Annotated in this window: 15 protein-coding genes and 1 pseudogene; 2 read left to right on the top strand and 14 right to left on the bottom strand. The window is 60.1% G+C overall.

Features of this window, described 5'->3' with window-relative positions:
* Positions 1 to 117 precede the first annotated feature (117 nt).
* The 7 genes from pqqA to pstS all read right to left on the bottom strand — a co-directional run bounded on the left by pqqA (position 118) and on the right by pstS (position 5681).
* Positions 118 to 198, bottom strand: coding sequence for a pyrroloquinoline quinone precursor peptide PqqA (gene pqqA, locus AC1RKJ_RS00505; RefSeq protein ID WP_009031067.1), 81 nt, complete (start codon positions 196 to 198; stop codon positions 118 to 120).
* Positions 199 to 347: 149 nt separating this feature from the next.
* Positions 348 to 1049, bottom strand: a complete 702-nt coding sequence (gene phoB, locus AC1RKJ_RS00500) for a phosphate regulon transcriptional regulator PhoB (RefSeq protein WP_492788963.1) — start codon at positions 1047 to 1049, stop codon at positions 348 to 350.
* Between the two features lie 30 nt (positions 1050 to 1079).
* Positions 1080 to 1796 (bottom strand): phosphate signaling complex protein PhoU, encoded by a 717-nt coding sequence (phoU, locus tag AC1RKJ_RS00495; RefSeq protein WP_492788962.1) that lies wholly within the window; start codon positions 1794 to 1796, stop codon positions 1080 to 1082.
* Positions 1797 to 1822: 26 nt separating this feature from the next.
* On the bottom strand, positions 1823 to 2650 hold the full coding sequence (gene pstB, locus AC1RKJ_RS00490) for a phosphate ABC transporter ATP-binding protein PstB (protein WP_492788961.1): 828 nt from the start codon (positions 2648 to 2650) through the stop codon (positions 1823 to 1825).
* Complete coding sequence (pstA, locus tag AC1RKJ_RS00485; RefSeq protein WP_492788960.1) at positions 2647 to 3492, bottom strand: phosphate ABC transporter permease PstA; 846 nt, start codon at positions 3490 to 3492, stop codon at positions 2647 to 2649. The genes pstB and pstA overlap by 4 nt, the downstream gene beginning before the upstream one ends.
* A 61-nt stretch (positions 3493 to 3553) precedes the next feature.
* Positions 3554 to 4543: a phosphate ABC transporter permease subunit PstC gene (pstC, locus tag AC1RKJ_RS00480; protein WP_492788959.1), complete on the bottom strand. Its 990-nt coding sequence runs from the start codon at positions 4541 to 4543 to the stop codon at positions 3554 to 3556.
* Positions 4544 to 4670: 127 nt separating this feature from the next.
* A complete protein-coding gene (gene pstS, locus AC1RKJ_RS00475) occupies positions 4671 to 5681 on the bottom strand; it encodes a phosphate ABC transporter substrate-binding protein PstS (RefSeq protein ID WP_492788958.1) in 1011 nt (336 codons plus the stop codon).
* Positions 5682 to 6099: 418 nt separating this feature from the next.
* Between pstS and AC1RKJ_RS00470 the strand changes: the two are divergent.
* A pseudogene (locus tag AC1RKJ_RS00470) lies at positions 6100 to 6836 on the top strand (SDR family oxidoreductase).
* A gap of 69 nt (positions 6837 to 6905) precedes the next feature.
* Here the strand turns inward: AC1RKJ_RS00470 and fdhF are convergent.
* From fdhF to AC1RKJ_RS00450, 4 genes are all read right to left on the bottom strand, one after another.
* Positions 6906 to 9671, bottom strand: coding sequence for a formate dehydrogenase subunit alpha (gene fdhF, locus AC1RKJ_RS00465; RefSeq protein ID WP_492788957.1), 2766 nt, complete (start codon positions 9669 to 9671; stop codon positions 6906 to 6908).
* Positions 9668 to 11377, bottom strand: a complete 1710-nt coding sequence (locus tag AC1RKJ_RS00460) for an NADH-ubiquinone oxidoreductase-F iron-sulfur binding region domain-containing protein (RefSeq protein ID WP_492788956.1) — start codon at positions 11375 to 11377, stop codon at positions 9668 to 9670. Before AC1RKJ_RS00460 ends, fdhF begins: the two co-directional genes overlap by 4 nt.
* Before the next feature lie 182 nt (positions 11378 to 11559).
* The gene (locus AC1RKJ_RS00455) at positions 11560 to 11934 is read right to left on the bottom strand and encodes a gamma-butyrobetaine hydroxylase family protein (RefSeq protein ID WP_492788955.1); all 375 of its coding nucleotides are present in this window, start codon (positions 11932 to 11934) and stop codon (positions 11560 to 11562) included.
* Positions 11931 to 12170, bottom strand: a complete 240-nt coding sequence (locus AC1RKJ_RS00450; RefSeq protein ID WP_492788954.1) for a sulfurtransferase TusA family protein — start codon at positions 12168 to 12170, stop codon at positions 11931 to 11933. Before AC1RKJ_RS00450 ends, AC1RKJ_RS00455 begins: the two co-directional genes overlap by 4 nt.
* Before the next feature lie 188 nt (positions 12171 to 12358).
* Between AC1RKJ_RS00450 and AC1RKJ_RS00445 the strand changes: the two genes are divergently transcribed.
* Entirely contained in the window at positions 12359 to 12514 is a 156-nt protein-coding gene (locus AC1RKJ_RS00445; protein WP_492788953.1) for a hypothetical protein, read from the top strand.
* Positions 12515 to 12517: 3 nt separating this feature from the next.
* Here the strand turns inward: AC1RKJ_RS00445 and AC1RKJ_RS00440 are convergent, their stop codons facing one another.
* The 3 genes from AC1RKJ_RS00440 to AC1RKJ_RS00430 form a co-directional block, all read right to left on the bottom strand.
* On the bottom strand, positions 12518 to 13774 hold the full coding sequence (locus AC1RKJ_RS00440) for a molybdopterin molybdotransferase MoeA (RefSeq protein WP_492788952.1): 1257 nt from the start codon (positions 13772 to 13774) through the stop codon (positions 12518 to 12520).
* Positions 13775 to 13778: 4 nt separating this feature from the next.
* On the bottom strand, positions 13779 to 14306 hold the full coding sequence (mobB, locus tag AC1RKJ_RS00435) for a molybdopterin-guanine dinucleotide biosynthesis protein B (RefSeq protein WP_492788951.1): 528 nt from the start codon (positions 14304 to 14306) through the stop codon (positions 13779 to 13781).
* Positions 14307 to 14390: 84 nt separating this feature from the next.
* Positions 14391 to 15401, bottom strand: coding sequence for a formate dehydrogenase subunit gamma (locus tag AC1RKJ_RS00430; RefSeq protein ID WP_492788950.1), 1011 nt, complete (start codon positions 15399 to 15401; stop codon positions 14391 to 14393).
* Positions 15402 to 15466: the final 65 nt, after the last annotated feature.

Here is a 15466-nt window from a genome sequence, read left to right as displayed (position 1 = left end):
GGGGCAGCGCCGCAGACACAAGAAAACCCGGCCTCGCGCCGGAAAGCCTTCACATATGAAGGAATTCCTAGCGCAAACCGGACCGCTTAGCCGCGAGCCTGATAACGAGAATGCCGCTTACTTGCGCGCCGCGCAGGCGTACATGTTGATTTCCATGCCGACCGGCACTTCGACAATCTTGGGGGTCTTCCAGGCCATTTGCGGTCTCCTTGCCCATTGCATGACGGACTTCGTGCCATCATCACCATCGAAGCTACCACGGAGTTCGATTTTGGCGCCACGAAACTTGGATGCCGCCCGCCACAAAAATGTGACTTCGCTGCAATGCGAAAGAACCGGAACCAAACTCACTCGGCCTTGGCGAAACGATCATCGAGAGCGTAGCCCGCGCCGCGGACGGTGCGGATAGGGTCCGACTCGCGGCCCAGGTTCAGCAGCTTCCTCAGCCGACCGATGTGTACGTCAACCGTGCGCTCGTCGATGTAGATGTCGCGTCCCCATACGCCATCAAGCAGCTGTTCCCGGCTAAACACGCGGCCTGGGTGCTCAAGAAAGAACTCCAGCAGGCGATATTCGGTAGGGCCGAGATCGATCGGCCGGCCCGAACGCGCAACGCGACGCCGGTCGCGGTCCAATTCGATGTCGCCGAACGCCAGAACCGTCGCAAGGCGTTCGGGACTTGCACGCCGCAATAGGCCTTTGACCCGCGCCAGCAGCTCGGGAACCGAGAACGGCTTGACGATGTAATCGTCTGCGCCGGTCGCAAGTCCCCTCACCCGCTCGCTTTCCTCGCCGCGCGCGGTCAACATGATGATCGGAATCTGCTTGGTCTCCTGCCGCGCGCGCAGGCGGCGGCAAAGCTCGATTCCCGACAGGCCGGGAAGCATCCAGTCAAGCACGATCAGATCTGGGATATGCTCCTTAAGCCGCGTATCGGCGTCATCGCCGCGGGCCACGGTCTCGACGTCGTAACCCTCGGCGTCCAGATTGTAACGAAGCAGCGTCGTCAACGCCTCTTCGTCTTCGACCACAAGAATGCGGGCGCTCATGAGCGGTCCTTCAATTCATCATCCTGCAAGTTAGCTGCCTGACGCGGCCGTTGCAAAGTTCGTCATGTCGCCCTTCGGGCGCTGATCGAGCATCTGCTGGCCTTCGATCATATAGAAAACCGTCTCGGCAATGTTGGTCGCGTGATCGCCGATACGCTCGATGTTCTTGGCGCAGAACATCAGGTGAATACAGAACCCGATGTTTCGCGGATCTTCCATCATGTAGGTCAGAAGCTCGCGGAACAGCGAGGTGCAGATCGCGTCGACCTCCTCGTCGCCCTTCCAGACCGTCATCGCAGCCGGCAGATCGTGTGCCGCATAGGCGTCGAGCACTGATTTCACCTGTGACTGCACGAGATCGGTCATGTGCTCCAGGCCGCGGATCAGCTTCAAAGGGTGAAAATCGCTGTCCAACGCCGAAACACGCTTGCCGATATTCTTCGAGAGATCCCCGATCCGTTCGAGGTCAGTCGCAACACGCAAGGAACCGACGATCTCGCGCAGATCGACCGCCATCGGCTGGCGGCGCGCGATGGTCAGCACGGCACGCTCCTCGATCAGATGCTGCAGTTTGTCGATCTCGACGTCGGCGGCGACGACGCGCTTGCCCAGCGCAACGTCGCGCCGGATCAGCGCATCGACAGAATCGACGATCTGTCGCTCAGCCAGGCCACCCATCTCGGCGACAAGCCGGTTGAGTTCCTGAAGGTCTTCGTCGAACGCCTTGGCGGTATGATCTGAACCCATGATTTGTCTCTCCCGCGAAATGCGCGTCAGCCGAAACGGCCAGTGATGTAATCCTGCGTCCGCCGATCTGTCGGCGACGTAAAGATCTTGTTGGTATCGTCGAATTCAACCAGTTCGCCGAGATACATGAACGCGGTCTTGTCCGACACACGCGCCGCCTGCTGCATATTATGCGTCACAATGGCGATTGTGTAATCTTCCTTGAGCTCCTGGATCAGTTCCTCAACCTTGGCGGTGGAGATCGGATCGAGCGCCGAGCAAGGCTCGTCAAACAGAATCACTTCCGGACGGACGGCGACCGTCCGTGCGATGCACAGGCGTTGCTGCTGACCACCCGACAGGCTGAGGCCGCTCGCATTTAGCTTGTCCTTGACCTCGTTCCAGAGCGCACCGCCCTTCAACGCGGCTTCGACACGACCGTCCATTTCGGATTTGGAGATTTTCTCGTACAGGCGAATCCCGAACGCGATGTTTTCGTAAATGGTCATCGGGAACGGCGTCGGCTTCTGGAACACCATTCCGATCCGCGCGCGCAGCAGGTTGAGATCGAGCTTCGGATCGAGAATGTTGGTCGTATCCAGCATGAGCTGGCCTGTCGCGCGCTGGCCCGGATAAAGATCGTACATCCGGTTGAATATCCGCAACAGGGTCGACTTGCCGCAGCCCGATGGACCGATGAACGCAGTGACGCGGTTCTCGCCAAGGGCAATGTTGATGTTCTTCAAGGCGTGGTGCTCGCCGTAATAGAAATTCAGATCGCGCGCCGTCACCTTGGGCCGCGCGTCCAGCTGGCCGGCCAATCCCGGCGCGTGCCCACGAGGAAGGTCTACGCTGACAGAAAGCTGCTCGCTCATTTCGATGTCCTCTCGGCGCCAAGGATGCGCGCGCCAATGTTAAGGGCAAGTACGGTCAAGGTGATAAGCAAAGCCCCGCTCCATGCGAGCTGTTTCCAATACTCATAAGGGCTTTGGACGAAGTTGTTGATGGTCACGGGCAAGTTGGCCATCGTCTTGGTGAGATCGAGACTGAAGAACTGATTGCTGAGTGCGGTAAACAACAGCGGCGCGGTTTCGCCGGCGACGCGTGCGGTCGCGAGCAGAACGCCGGTGATGAGACCCGAACGTGCGGCCCGATAAGCGATGCGCTTGATAACGAGCGAGCGCGGCAAGCCCAGCGCGGACGCGGCTTCACGCAGTGGATTGGGAACAAGGCCAAGCATGTCCTCAGTAGTACGCACCACGACGGGGATAACGATCACGGCCAGCGCCAGCGTACCTGCCAAAGCCGAGAAGCCGCCCATCGGAATGACGATCGCGCCGTATACGAACAGACCGATAATGATCGACGGCGCGCTCAGCAGAATGTCGTTGATGAAACGGATCACCGAGGTCAGCCGGTCGTGCTTGCCGTATTCGGCGAGATAGGTACCGGCAAACAGCCCGATTGGCGCACCGATGCCGACGCCGAGGACGGTCATGATGATCGAGCCGACAATGGCGTTGAGCAATCCACCTTCGGTCGATCCCGGCGGCGGCGTGTTCTCGGTAAAGATCTGAAGATTCAGACCCGCGAGACCATTGTAGAACAACGTGAACAGGATCAGCGCGAGCCAGGTGACGCCGAAAAGAGCGGCCCCAAGGCAAAGAAATCGCACCACGATGTCGGAGCGGCGGCGGGAGGCATAAATCGGGTTCATGACATCACCTGAAGAGGCATGATCTTGTCGGAAAACCGGTGTCCACTTTTCCGGATCATGCCTAGTTTCCCGCCTTCTTTTCGAGACGCATCAGCATCAGCCGGGCTGCTGCCAGCACGAAGAACGTCAACACGAACAGCAACAGGCCGAGCAGAATGAGGCCCGACTGATGGAGTCCGTCGCTTTCGGCGAATTCGCTGGCAATGGCCGCCGAGATTGTCGTGCCGGGCGCAAACACCGATGAAGATATGCGGAACGAGTTTCCGATAATGAAGGTCACCGCCATCGTCTCGCCTAGCGCGCGACCGAGCGCCAGCATGATGCCGCCGATCACACCGACCCGCGTATACGGGATGACGACGTTGCGGACCACTTCCCACGTCGTGCAGCCGACGCCGTAGGCCGCTTCTTTCAACACGGGCGGCACTGTCTTGAACACGTCGACCGAAATCGACGTGATGAACGGTAGCACCATGATTGCCAGGATCAACGCAGCGTTGAAAAGGCTCAAATAGGACGGCGGACCCGCGAAAATCGTGCCTAGGACCGGAACACCTTCAAAGATCCGGATCATGAAAGGCTGGAACGTGTTCGCCAGAAACGGGCCGAGCACGAAGAAACCCCACATGCCGTAGATGATCGACGGAACGCCAGCCAGAAGCTCGACCGCCATGCCGATGGGCCGGCGCAGCCATTGCGGGCAAAGCTCGGTCAGGAAGATCGCGATGCCGATACCGACCGGAATGGCGATCATCATCGCGATGACCGACGTCACCAGCGTGCCGTAGATCGGACCGAGCGCCCCGAGAACCGGTGGGTCTGCGGACGGCGCCCAGCGCTGCGTCCACAGGAATGCAAATCCGTATTCCTTCATCGCCGGCCATGCGCCCGCGATCAGAGAGAGAATGATGCCGCCAAGAATGAGAAGCACCGCGAGCGCACAGACCCGGGTTGTCCAGTAGAAGGCCTTGTCGCCGAACTTGAATGCGCTCAGGGCTCTCGCGCGATCGTAAGGCCCGGCTGCTTCCATAGAGGTGCTCTGAACGGCCATTTCTGCCACGCTGGTCCCCTGTCCCATTCACTCTAGTTCAGTCTGCCGGAAGCCACGCGCTCTGATCGGCGTCCGACGTCATCAAAGAAAACGGAGGAGAGGCTGGCCTCTCCTCCGGGACGCTTGCTTAGCTCTTGATGTCCGCTGACCAGGTCTTTTCAATCAGCTTGACCACGGGCTCCGGCATCGGGATGTAGTCGAGGTCTTCAGCCATCTTGCCGCCCTTCTCGAACGACCACTTGAAGAACTTGATCGCTTCCGCGGATGCAGCCTTATCGACCGGGGTCTTGTGCATCAGGATGAAGGTTGCGGCGGTGATCGGCCATGAGCCTTCACCCGGCTGGTCGGTCAGGATTACATAGTAGCCGGGAGCCTTGGCCCAATCGGCATTGGACGCAGCAGCCTGGAACGAAGCGACGGTCGGCTGAACGGTCTTGCCGGTCTTGTTGATCATCGCGGCGTAGGTCAGCTTGTTCTGCTTGGCGTAGGCGTACTCAACGTAACCAATCGAGTTCTTGGTCTGACCGACGTTGCCGGCGACACCTTCATTGCCCTTGGCGCCGACGCCGGTGGGCCACTCGACGGCAGTTCCGAGGCCGACCTTGGCTTTCCACTCCGTGTTGGCTTTCGACAGATAGTCGGTGAAGTTGAAGGTCGTTCCCGAACCGTCCGAGCGGCGCACCACCGTGATGGCATCGGTCGGCAGCTTGAGCTTCGGGTTCAGCTTAACGATCGCCGCGTCGTTCCACTTGGTGATCTTGCCGAGATAGATATCGCCGAGCAGTTCGCCCGAGAGCACGAGTTCGCCCGGCTTGATGCCTTCGAGGTTCACGACCGGCACGATCGCGCCCATCACCATCGGCCACTGGATCAGGCCGTCCTTCTCAAGCTGCTCAGCCTTCAGCGGCGCGTCGGTCGCGCCGAAAGTCACCGTCTTGGCCTGAATCTGCTTGATGCCGGCGCCCGAGCCAATCGACTGATAGTTCAGGCCGTTGCCGGTCTCTTTCTTGTAGGCGTCAGCCCATTTCGAATAGACGGGGAACGGGAACGTCGCACCCGCGCCGGTGATGTCCGCGGCAAATGCCGACGTCGATGCGGCGACAAGGCCAGCAGCAACGACTGTTTTAATGAAATTCACTGGGTCTCTCCATCGTGTGAGCGGGTGCACAATCATCAAAGCTTGCTTCCCGAGGCCGTCTCTTTAGAGGTCCGGCATAGAGCTTTTATGGAGGTTGGATGACAGTCGTGTGACACCATGTGACGGCACATATTGCCGGAGAGGAAACCTAAACATCATATTGAAATAACTATCAAAAATAAGATTTAGCTGATCTGCTCATTGTATTGGCGGCAAGGACTTTTTAACAACTGTGAATGCCTCTCCGCGACACGCATTCGCCCTCAGCGTTACGTTGATCGTGGTCAAGTCGAAGGCCTGGCAGACGAAAACGGCGTTCAGTTCGGTCGGGGCCAAGCGAACCGACAGTCAGATTGTTCACCGGCAGAAAATGGACATAGTCCCGCGAACCGGATGAAGCCGGGGATGGAGATCAGAAATGACCAAGACGTCCAAGAAGGTTGCAATCGTCACCGGAGCTTCGCGCGGAATCGGCGCTGCGATCGCCGAGCGGCTCGCCAGGGACGGCTTCGCGTCATCAACTATTCAGGCAGCCAGGCTGAAGCGGAAGCACTCGCCCACAAGATCGAAGCTGCGGGCGGCAGCGCCCTCTCGGCGAAGGCCGATGTCAGCGACCCTGCCGCTGTCGGCCGGATGTTCGATGCGGCGGAAGCGGCGTTCGGCGGCGTCGACGTGCTGGTGAACAACGCGGGCATCATGACGCTTTCCAGCATTGCGGACGCGGATGACGCAGCATTCGACCGGATGATCGCCATCAACCTGAAAGGCACCTTCAACGGCCTGCGCGAAGCCGCAAAACGGCTGCGCAACGGCGGACGCGTGATCAACTTCTCGACGAGTGTGGTTGGAACAAAGCTTGAGAATTACGGCATCTATGCCGCGACCAAGGCCGCTGTCGAAACGCTGACCGCCATCCTTGCCAAGGAAATGCGAGGCCGCAACATCACGGTTAATGCCGTAGCGCCCGGCCCGACCGCCACCGATTTGTTCCTGAACGGCAAATCGCCGGAGCTCATTGAACGTCTCGCAAAGATGCCGCCGCTGGAGCGGCTCGCTCAGCCGAGCGAGATCGCCGGCGTTGTGTCTTTTCTGGCAGGCCCCGACGGCGGCTGGATCAATGGTCAGGTGCTCCGCGCCAACGGCGGCCTCGTCTGATGGCCGCCTCGGCTCAGAAGGTCGTGTGGGAATCATAGCCGTTGCCGCGCCTCGCGCGGCGCAGGCCTGCTATTCCGCCGCAGTGCGCAGTTCGGCGCGCTCCACCTTCACCGCGCAGAACTTGAACTCCGGAATTTTTCCATACGGGTCGAGTGCCGGGTTGGTCAGCAGGTTCGCGGCCGCTTCGGCGTAGCAGAACGGCATGAAGACCATGTTCTCCGGCACGTCCCGGTCGGAACGAATCTTGACCTCGATGGCGCCGCGGCGAGTCTCCAGCCGGACGAAATCGCCGGGCCACACATTGAGCTTGCGCATGTCCTTCGGCGACATGAACGCTGTTGCCTCAGGCTCAATGCTGTCGAGAACTTCGGAGCGTCGGGTCATTGAGCCGGTGTGCCAGTGTTCGAGAACGCGGCCGGTGGAAAGAACCATCGGATAGTCTGCGTCCGGAATTTCGTCCGGTGCAGTGACACGCGCTGGCACGATCTTGCCGCGGCCGCTCTGGGTCGGGAAGCCGGTGGTGAAGATGATCTCGTTGCCGGGCTTGAACGGATCGTCGACCGGATAGGTCACCGCACCCTCGCGCTCCAGCCGCTCCCAGGTAATATTCTTTAGCGATGGCATCAGACTTGCCATCTCGGTGAACACATCGGCGGGACCGGCATAATTCCAGTCGCATCCCATGCGTTTGGCGATTTCCTGGATGATCCACAAATCCTGACGTGCATCGCCAGGCGGCTTGATGACCTGGCGCGCGATCTGCACGCGGCGGTCAGTGTTGGTGAATGACCCTACCTTCTCGGCAAACGCCGACGCAGGCAGGATGACGTCGGCATGGAATGCCGTTTCGGTCACGAACAGATCCTGCACCACGAGATGCTCTAGTTTGGCCAGCGCCTCGCGGGCATGTTGCAGATCCGGATCGGACATCGCCGGGTTCTCACCCTCGATGTACATGCCGGTAATAGTGCCGGCGTGGATCGCGTCCATGATCTCGACAACGGTCAGTCCCGGAACCGGATCGATCTTCTGTTCCCAAACCTTCTCGAACGGCTCGCGCAAGTCGATGCGGCCGACCGGCTGATAATCCGGCAGCAGCATCGGAATGAGACCGGCATCGGATGCGCCCTGCACGTTGTTCTGGCCGCGCAGCGGATGCAATCCGGTTCCCGGACGGCCGATCTGTCCGGTGGTCAATGCCATCGCGATCAGGCAGCGCGCATTGTCGGTGCCGTGGACATGCTGGCTGACGCCCATGCCCCAGAAAATGATCGACGACTTCGCCTTGGCGTACATCCGCGCGACTTCTTTCAGAGTCTCCGCAGGAATGCCGCAGATCGCCTCCATCTTCTCGGGCGGGAAGTCCTTGATCTTCTCCTTGAGGTCATCGAAGCCTTCGGTATAGCCCGCGATGTATTGTGCATCGGTCAGCCCTTCGGTGACGATCGTGTGCAGGATACCGTTGAGCATCGCCACGTCGGCACCCGGCTTGAACTGCAAATGCATTGTCGCATGACGCGACAAGGCTTGCCGGCGCGGATCCATGACGATCAGCTTGGCGCCCTTCTTCACGGCGTTCTTGATGAAGGTCGCGGCGACCGGATGATTCACCGTCGGATTGGCGCCGATGATGATGATGACCTCGGCATCGGCGGCGGCGGAAAACGGTGCGGACACCGCGCCCGAATTCACGCCTTCCATCAGCGCCGCCACCGACGAGGCGTGACACAGCCGCGTGCAGTGGTCGACATTGTTGGAGCCGAAGCCGGTGCGCACCAGCTTCTGGAACAGATAGGCCTCCTCGTTCGAGCCCTTGGCCGAGCCAAAACCGGCCAGCGCCTTGGCGCCCTTGGTATCGCGAATTTTGGTAAGACCATTCGCGGCGATATCGAGCGCCTCTTCCCACGACGCTTCACGGAAATGCGTGAACGGGTTCGCCGGATCGACCTGATCGGTTGAACTCTTTTCGGCGTTCGGCAAACGCACCAGCGGCTTGGTAATGCGATGCGGATGGTGAATGTAATCGAAGCCGAAGCGGCCCTTGACGCAAAGCCGGTTGTGATTAGCCGGGCCATCGCGCCCCTCGGCATAGACGATCTTCTCGTCCTTGACCTGATACGTCACCTGACAGCCGACGCCGCAGAACGGACAAAGCGAATCCACTTTCTTGTCGGGGTAAACCGTGCGGGTCTGGTTGGCGTCGAGGTATGCCGACGGCATCAGCGCGCCGGTGGGGCACGCTTGCACGCATTCGCCGCAGGCGACGCAGGTCGACTCGCCCATCGGATCGTCGAAATCGAACACGATCTTGGCGTCGTGATTGCGGTACGCCATGCCGATGACGTCGTTGACCTGAACTTCGCGGCACGCGCGCACGCACAGCCCGCACTGAATGCAGGCATCGAGATTGACGCTCATCGCGGGATGGCTGCTATCGCCGGCCCAGCGATCATTGGCGGGGAAGCGGCTTTCTGTAACCTCGACCTTGTCGGCCCAGTTCCAGAATTTGGAGTCGGGATCGTGCGAGGTTTCACGCGCCGGCTGATCGGCGACCAGAAGCTCCATCACCATCTTGCGGGCGGAGACGGCACGCGTGCTGGCTGACTTCACCTTCATGCCGACATTGGGCATACGCTTGCAGGAGGCGGCGAGCACGCGCTCGCCTTCAATCTCGACCATGCAGGCGCGGCAGTTGCCGTCGGCGCGGTAATCCGGTTCAGGCGAATAGCACAGGTGCGGGATTTCCGTCCCCTCGCGCTTTGCAACCTGCCAGATGGATTCACCTGGCGCCGCTTCGACCATTTTCCCATCAAGCTCGAACTGAATCTTGCTCATTCTGCAGCTTCCTTGGGCGCGAACTCATTTGGGAAATATTTGATGACGGTGGTCAGCGGATTCGACGCCGCCTGACCCAGACCGCAGATGGATGCATCGCGCATCGCCTGACTCAATTCATCAAGCAGGTCGCGGTTCCAGACGCGCTGTTCCATCAGCGTCGCCGCCTTCTGTGTTCCAACCCGGCACGGCGTGCACTGGCCGCAGCTCTCATCTTCAAAGAAACGCATCAGGTTCAGCGCGGCGTCCTTGACCTGATCCTTGTCGGACAGGATGACGACGGCGGCGGAACCGATGAAGCAGCCGTATTTTTCCAGCGTGCCGAAATCGAGCGGGATGTTGTCCATCGACGACGGTAGAATTCCGCCCGAAGCGCCGCCCGGCAGATAGGCGTGGAACGTATGTCCATCGGCCATGCCGCCGCAGAATTCATCAATCAGCTCGCGCACCGTGACGCCTGCGGGCGCGAGTTTCATGCCGGGATTTTTCACGCGGCCAGAAACCGAATAGCTGCGCAGACCGTGGCGCTCGTTGCGCCCCTGCCCCTGCCACCATCCGGCACCTTTCTCGACGATATCGCGCACCCACCACAACGTCTCAATATTGTTGATCAGCGTCGGCAATCCGAACAGACCGACCTGAAACGGGTATGGCGGCTTATGGCGCGGCAACCCGCGCTTGCCTTCGATGCTTTCCAGCAGCGCGGATTCTTCGCCGCAAATATATGCGCCCGCGCCCCGGCGCAGATGCAGCACGGGTCCGCCCGCTGGCAGCTTCTTGATCTCGCGTTCGATGATTTCGCGCGACGCCGGATATTCGTCGCGCAGATAGATATAGACATCGGTCGCTTCGACGACATGTGCGCCGATCAACATGCCTTCGATGAAGCGATGCGGATCGGTTTCGAGATAGTAGCGATCCTTGAACGTACCCGGCTCGCCCTCATCGCCATTGATCGCCATCAGGCGCGGACCGGGCTCGCCCAGTACGGCACGCCATTTTCGGCCGGTAGGGAAACCAGCGCCGCCGAGACCGCGCAGCGACGCGTCATCGAGCGCCTTCAGCAAATCCTCTTTTGGCATCGCGCCGGAGCGCAGCTTGTTCAGCAGCGCATAGCCGCCGTTGGCGACGTAGGACTCGTAATCGACGTATTTTGGCAGATGCGCATGCGTGTCGCCGCCTTTCACCGCGGCCAGAACGCTCTCGACGCTCGCATGATCGACGAAATGATGTCCGACTTCCGCAGCCGGCGCGGTGTCGCAACGCCCGACGCAGGGTGCGCGGACGACACGGACGCCGGGACCTGCGTTCTTCTTCAATTCGCTCAACAGCGTTTCCGCGCCGAGCATCGCGCAGGTGAGAGAATCGCAAACGCGGATGGTCAGCGGCGGCAGATCCGGCTGGCCTTCCTTCACAACGTCAAAATGCGCATAGAAGGTCGCGGTCTCGAACACCTCGGAAAATGCCAGTTTCATCGAGTCGGCGAGTGCCGCGAGATGGGCCGCGGAAATCTGGTTGTACTTGTCCTGGATAAGGTGGAGGTACTCGATCAGCAGGTCGCGCTGCCGGGAGCGGTCGCCAAGTAAAAGCTCAATTTCTTCAGCCGCTTGCGGATCGATTTGCCGACCTTTCGGTGTCGATTTTGCGCGCCGGCGGCCCTCACCCGGATGGTCGAATGCCTGAACTTTCTGGACGCCGTGGCTCATTCGATTGTCTCTTCCCCAAGGTCTTCTTAGCCTCGGAGGATAGGGCCTGGCATTCAATATGCCAAGAATTATTCCAAGGTTTGTGCCTCGGCATCACGCCGGTTGCTCCGCTGTTCCGCAATATGAAATGAAATTCCGGTGGTCACGCTTGCCTGCGGTGTGCCGCCGCACATCACACATCGCTAACGAACGCCGGGCTTGTCGCGATTCAGATTTTTCGCGGCCAGATCGTCGAGATAGTTTTGAAAGCGCGTTTCGGCATTGATCCCGAGATCGTACAGAAAGGCCCAAGAATAGATCCCGGTATTGTGCATGTCGTCGAAACCGATCCGCACCGCATAATTTCCGACCGGGTCGACCGACAGAATAGCGACGTTGCGCTTGCCGCCGACGGTTTTCCGCTCCGCCTCGGAATGGCCCTGCACTTCGGCGGAAGGGCTGGTGACACGAAGCAACTCCGCAGACAGGTCGAAACTGGCGCCGTCATCAAACGCAATACGCAGCGAGCGCCGGTCTTTCGCAAGCCGAATTTCCGTTGGCCAGACGGGGCCGCTCAAGCGACAGCCCCATCCATCTTTTCGATCAGGAACACGATTCGTTTTTCGGCGCGCTCGGTGATTTCGACGCGATCTCCGGTCTCCCGGATCAGGTTCGGAATATCGATGACCGACAGTGGATCGGTGCAATGCACCTCCAGCCGTTCGCCCACGGTCAGCGCCTTCAGCGCCTTGCGCGTCTTCAATACCGGCAGCGGGCATTTGAGCCCTGTGAGATCGAGTTTGGTCATGGCCATACCCCTCAATGGCGGAGGCGCTATTCGCCGTCAACGGCCCCATGCGACGCATCTTGCGATGCACCATTTTAGAAGGCCTTGCACGTTTCGTTTGATCCGGGACGTGCGACGAAAGCGCGGCTTGCTTTGCTCAGTGCCGACGCCCAAAATGGAACCGGAACAAGTGATTTGTCGGGGGAAAACGTGTCATGAGAATCTTCATCGTCGCACTGGTTTTCGCGGGACTTTCCGCAGCCGCCGTGTCGGTGCTGCTCAACACGTTTCAGGAGCCCGGCTACGTCGCGTTCACGACAAGTGGCGCTCGCGTTGGCGATCCCGGCCACAACCTGGTCGGGCCGAGCTGAGCATTAAACCAAGCTTGAGTAGTCCATAAACCCGACGATCTGGCCGGGGTTGACCATGGCGATCTCTTCACCGAGTTCGACCAGCCCGTCGGTATCCACCAGCGAGGAGAGAAGGCCAGCGCCCTCTCGCGGAAACTTCACCGCCTCCAGCGCGCCCTCGCCGCTTTTGCGCAAACTGACCCTGACATACTCACGGCGGCCGATCTTCTTTGTGTAACTAAAGGCGGCGCGCACCGGCATCGGTATGGGCTTCTTTTGTGCCGTCCCGGCCAGCGCCAGAACAGTCGGACGAACGACGTAGGTAAACGTCACGAAGCTTGCCACAGGATTTCCTGGCAGACCGATAAACGGCGTGCCGCCGATGATGCCCATCGCCACCGGGCGGCCCGGCTTGATTGCCATACGCCACAGCACCAACGTGCCTACGCTCTCCACCGCGGCTTTGACGTGATCTTCTTCTCCCGTGGAGACGCCGCCCGACGTGACGATGAGATCGTGACGGGCGGCGGCCTCCTTCAAAGCGGACGCGAGAGAAGCGCGCTCGTCGCGCAAAATGCCGAGATCGCTAACTTCGCATCCAAGCCGCTTCAGCATCGCCGTCAGCATGAAGCGATTGGAGTCGAACAACTGGGCAGCGCCGCGTCGCGCGCCGGGCGACACCACTTCATTGCCGGTCGAAAATACGGCAACGCGCAACCGGCGTCTCACATCAACGCGAGTTAACCCCAATGCCGCGATGAGAGCGATGTCTTGCGGCCGCAACTGCCGCCCCGCCAACAACGCATCATGGCCCTCGGGAATATCCTCGCCCACGGGCCGCACATTGGCGCCCGCCTTGAGGCCGGGCGGCAGCACGACTTTGCCTGTCCCATCGATCTGCACATCTTCCTGCATGAAGACCGTGTCGGCGCCCGCGGGCATCGGCGCACCAGTGAAAATGCGAACCGCTTCGCCGGGAGCGATTGCATTCAAACCTGACGACCCTGCCTGAACGCGTCCGGACACTGAAAACGCCTGCTCGCCTGCGCGGGGCAGATCGGCGCTGCGCACCGCATATCCATCAACGGCTGAGTTGGTGAATGGCGGCAACGCCAGCGGCGCTCTGATGTCTGATGCGAGGACACGGCCATCGGCGTCAGCAAGATCGGCCCATTCGGTCTCCGTTACCGAGCTGACGCGGGCCGCGATCGTGGCAACGGCGTCATCGACCGACATCATCGGACCGCCGAACGCGAAACAATCATCGGAGAGTTGGGCCATATCGTCAGGCTCCCGCGGCCTCTCGCACGGGTAAATCTTCAATACGCACCGCCAAGGCTCGCATCATGCGCGCGATCGCTGCGATGTCATCGAGATGAGCCGATGGCAACCTCGTTTCGACCGAAATATCGGCGGCCACACCGACGATCGTCGTATCCTTCGGAAACATCAGCGGCTTGCCATTCGCGGCGCGATGAACCTCGATCTTGGGATGCGGATCAGCCTTGAAGCCCTCAACGATCAGGAGATCCACCGGCGACATCCTCGCCAGCAGCTCGGCGAAGGGAGGCTCAGGCGCGCCACGCAATTCGTGCATCAAGGCCCAGCGGCGTCCCGACGAAATCAGGACCTCGGTTGCGCCAGCCTGCCGATGCAGCCAGGAATCCTTGCCGGGAACATCGACATCGAAATTGCTGTGGGCGTGCTTCATCGTTGAGACACGCAAACCTTCGGCGATCAGATGCGGGATCAGCCGCGCAAGCAGCGTCGTCTTGCCTGCCCCGCTCCACCCCGAAAGACCTATCACCTTCATGCCGCACTCCAAAAACTCAAAGAGACCGCCCGACCATGCCGGACAGTCCCTTTATATAGATATGCGCCTGATCGATAGCTTGAATTATTCGGCTGGCATGGGCCGCGTGCTGCCGGTATCGGGCGCACGGCCCTTCGCCTGCTCTTCCTCGACCCAGAGAGAATGATGCTCCTTGGCCCAGTTGAGGTCCACCTCGCCCGTACCCATGGCATCGAACGCGCCTTCCATGCCGACCGTCCCGATATAGATGTGGGCCAGCATGGCAGCGATAAAGAGCATGGCGATCACAGCATGGATGACCGTCCAGAACTGCAGCGCCGTGACGTTGGCGGGGATATAGGGGAACAGCAGGAACCAGCCCGACAGCGACATCAGCACGCCGCCGATCATCACGATCCAGAAGATTCCCTTCTGACCGGCATTGAAGCGCTTGGCCGGCGGATGCTCGCCGTTCTTCAACATACCGCCGCCCTTCCTGATCCATACAAGATCAAGCTTCCCCGGAATGTTATCCTTGATCCAGATCAGGAACATGATCACGAGGCCGAGCATGAAGGGGAATGCCAGGTAGTTGTGAGCAATCTTGCCCCAGGCCGTCAGCGTCGAGAACGCTTCCGCGCCAAACAGCGGCAGGATCAGCACGCGCCCGAAGCTGATGTTCAAACCGGACAGCGCAAGAATGATGAAACAGGTCGCCGTCAGCCAATGCGTGAACCGCTCGAAACTGGCAAAGCGAAGAATCTTGATGCCGGAAAATCCGTGTTCGACGCGAACACGCCCGCGCACGGCCAGGAAGATCGCGAGAAGAGCCAGCATCCCGATGATAGCGACACCGCCGATGATGGGCAATTTGTGACGCTGAAAATCGCGCCAGTCGCGACCGGCGGGCTGAATCAGGCTCGACGCCATCGGGTCCGGAATAGTGATCCTGCCGGTGATCTTGTCGCCCTCTTTCAGCGCCTTGAGAAGCTGGTCTTCATGCACGGCATCGGCGGTAGGCTTGAAGGACAGTTGCGCCCCTGCCGGCTGCGCAAGCACAAACAGCAGCGCCAGAGCGGCACATAGGGCCTTGAGGGTTGAGAGCGAGATCGACATCGGTACGACCTTCCAGTTTCCGTTCAAGAAAGACCTGAGCATGATGCGAAGGCCACTGAACGGCC

The organism is Afipia sp. GW822-FHT04G07 (assembly GCF_058800765.1).
The sequence above is the reverse complement of the archived record's forward strand: the minus strand, read 5'-3'. Positions and strand labels throughout refer to the sequence as shown.

Bases quoted from the DNA above. Each gene is read 5' to 3' on its own strand.
- pqqA (WP_009031067.1), bottom strand. From the start codon at position 198: ATGGCCTGGAAGACCCCCAAGATTGTCGAAGTGCCGGTCGGCATGGAA.
- pstA (WP_492788960.1), bottom strand. From the start codon at position 3,492: ATGAACCCGATTTATGCCTCCCGCCGCCGCTCCGACATCGTGGTGCGA.
- AC1RKJ_RS00445 (WP_492788953.1), top strand. From the start codon at position 12,359: ATGAGAATCTTCATCGTCGCACTGGTTTTCGCGGGACTTTCCGCAGCC.
- phoU (WP_492788962.1), bottom strand. From the start codon at position 1,796: ATGGGTTCAGATCATACCGCCAAGGCGTTCGACGAAGACCTTCAGGAA.
- pstC (WP_492788959.1), bottom strand. From the start codon at position 4,543: ATGGCCGTTCAGAGCACCTCTATGGAAGCAGCCGGGCCTTACGATCGC.
- phoB (WP_492788963.1), bottom strand. From the start codon at position 1,049: ATGAGCGCCCGCATTCTTGTGGTCGAAGACGAAGAGGCGTTGACGACG.
- pstB (WP_492788961.1), bottom strand. From the start codon at position 2,650: ATGAGCGAGCAGCTTTCTGTCAGCGTAGACCTTCCTCGTGGGCACGCG.
- AC1RKJ_RS00450 (WP_492788954.1), bottom strand. From the start codon at position 12,170: ATGGCCATGACCAAACTCGATCTCACAGGGCTCAAATGCCCGCTGCCG.
- mobB (WP_492788951.1), bottom strand. From the start codon at position 14,306: ATGAAGGTGATAGGTCTTTCGGGGTGGAGCGGGGCAGGCAAGACGACG.
- AC1RKJ_RS00460 (WP_492788956.1), bottom strand. From the start codon at position 11,377: ATGAGCCACGGCGTCCAGAAAGTTCAGGCATTCGACCATCCGGGTGAG.
- AC1RKJ_RS00440 (WP_492788952.1), bottom strand. From the start codon at position 13,774: ATGGCCCAACTCTCCGATGATTGTTTCGCGTTCGGCGGTCCGATGATG.
- fdhF (WP_492788957.1), bottom strand. From the start codon at position 9,671: ATGAGCAAGATTCAGTTCGAGCTTGATGGGAAAATGGTCGAAGCGGCG.
- AC1RKJ_RS00430 (WP_492788950.1), bottom strand. From the start codon at position 15,401: ATGTCGATCTCGCTCTCAACCCTCAAGGCCCTATGTGCCGCTCTGGCG.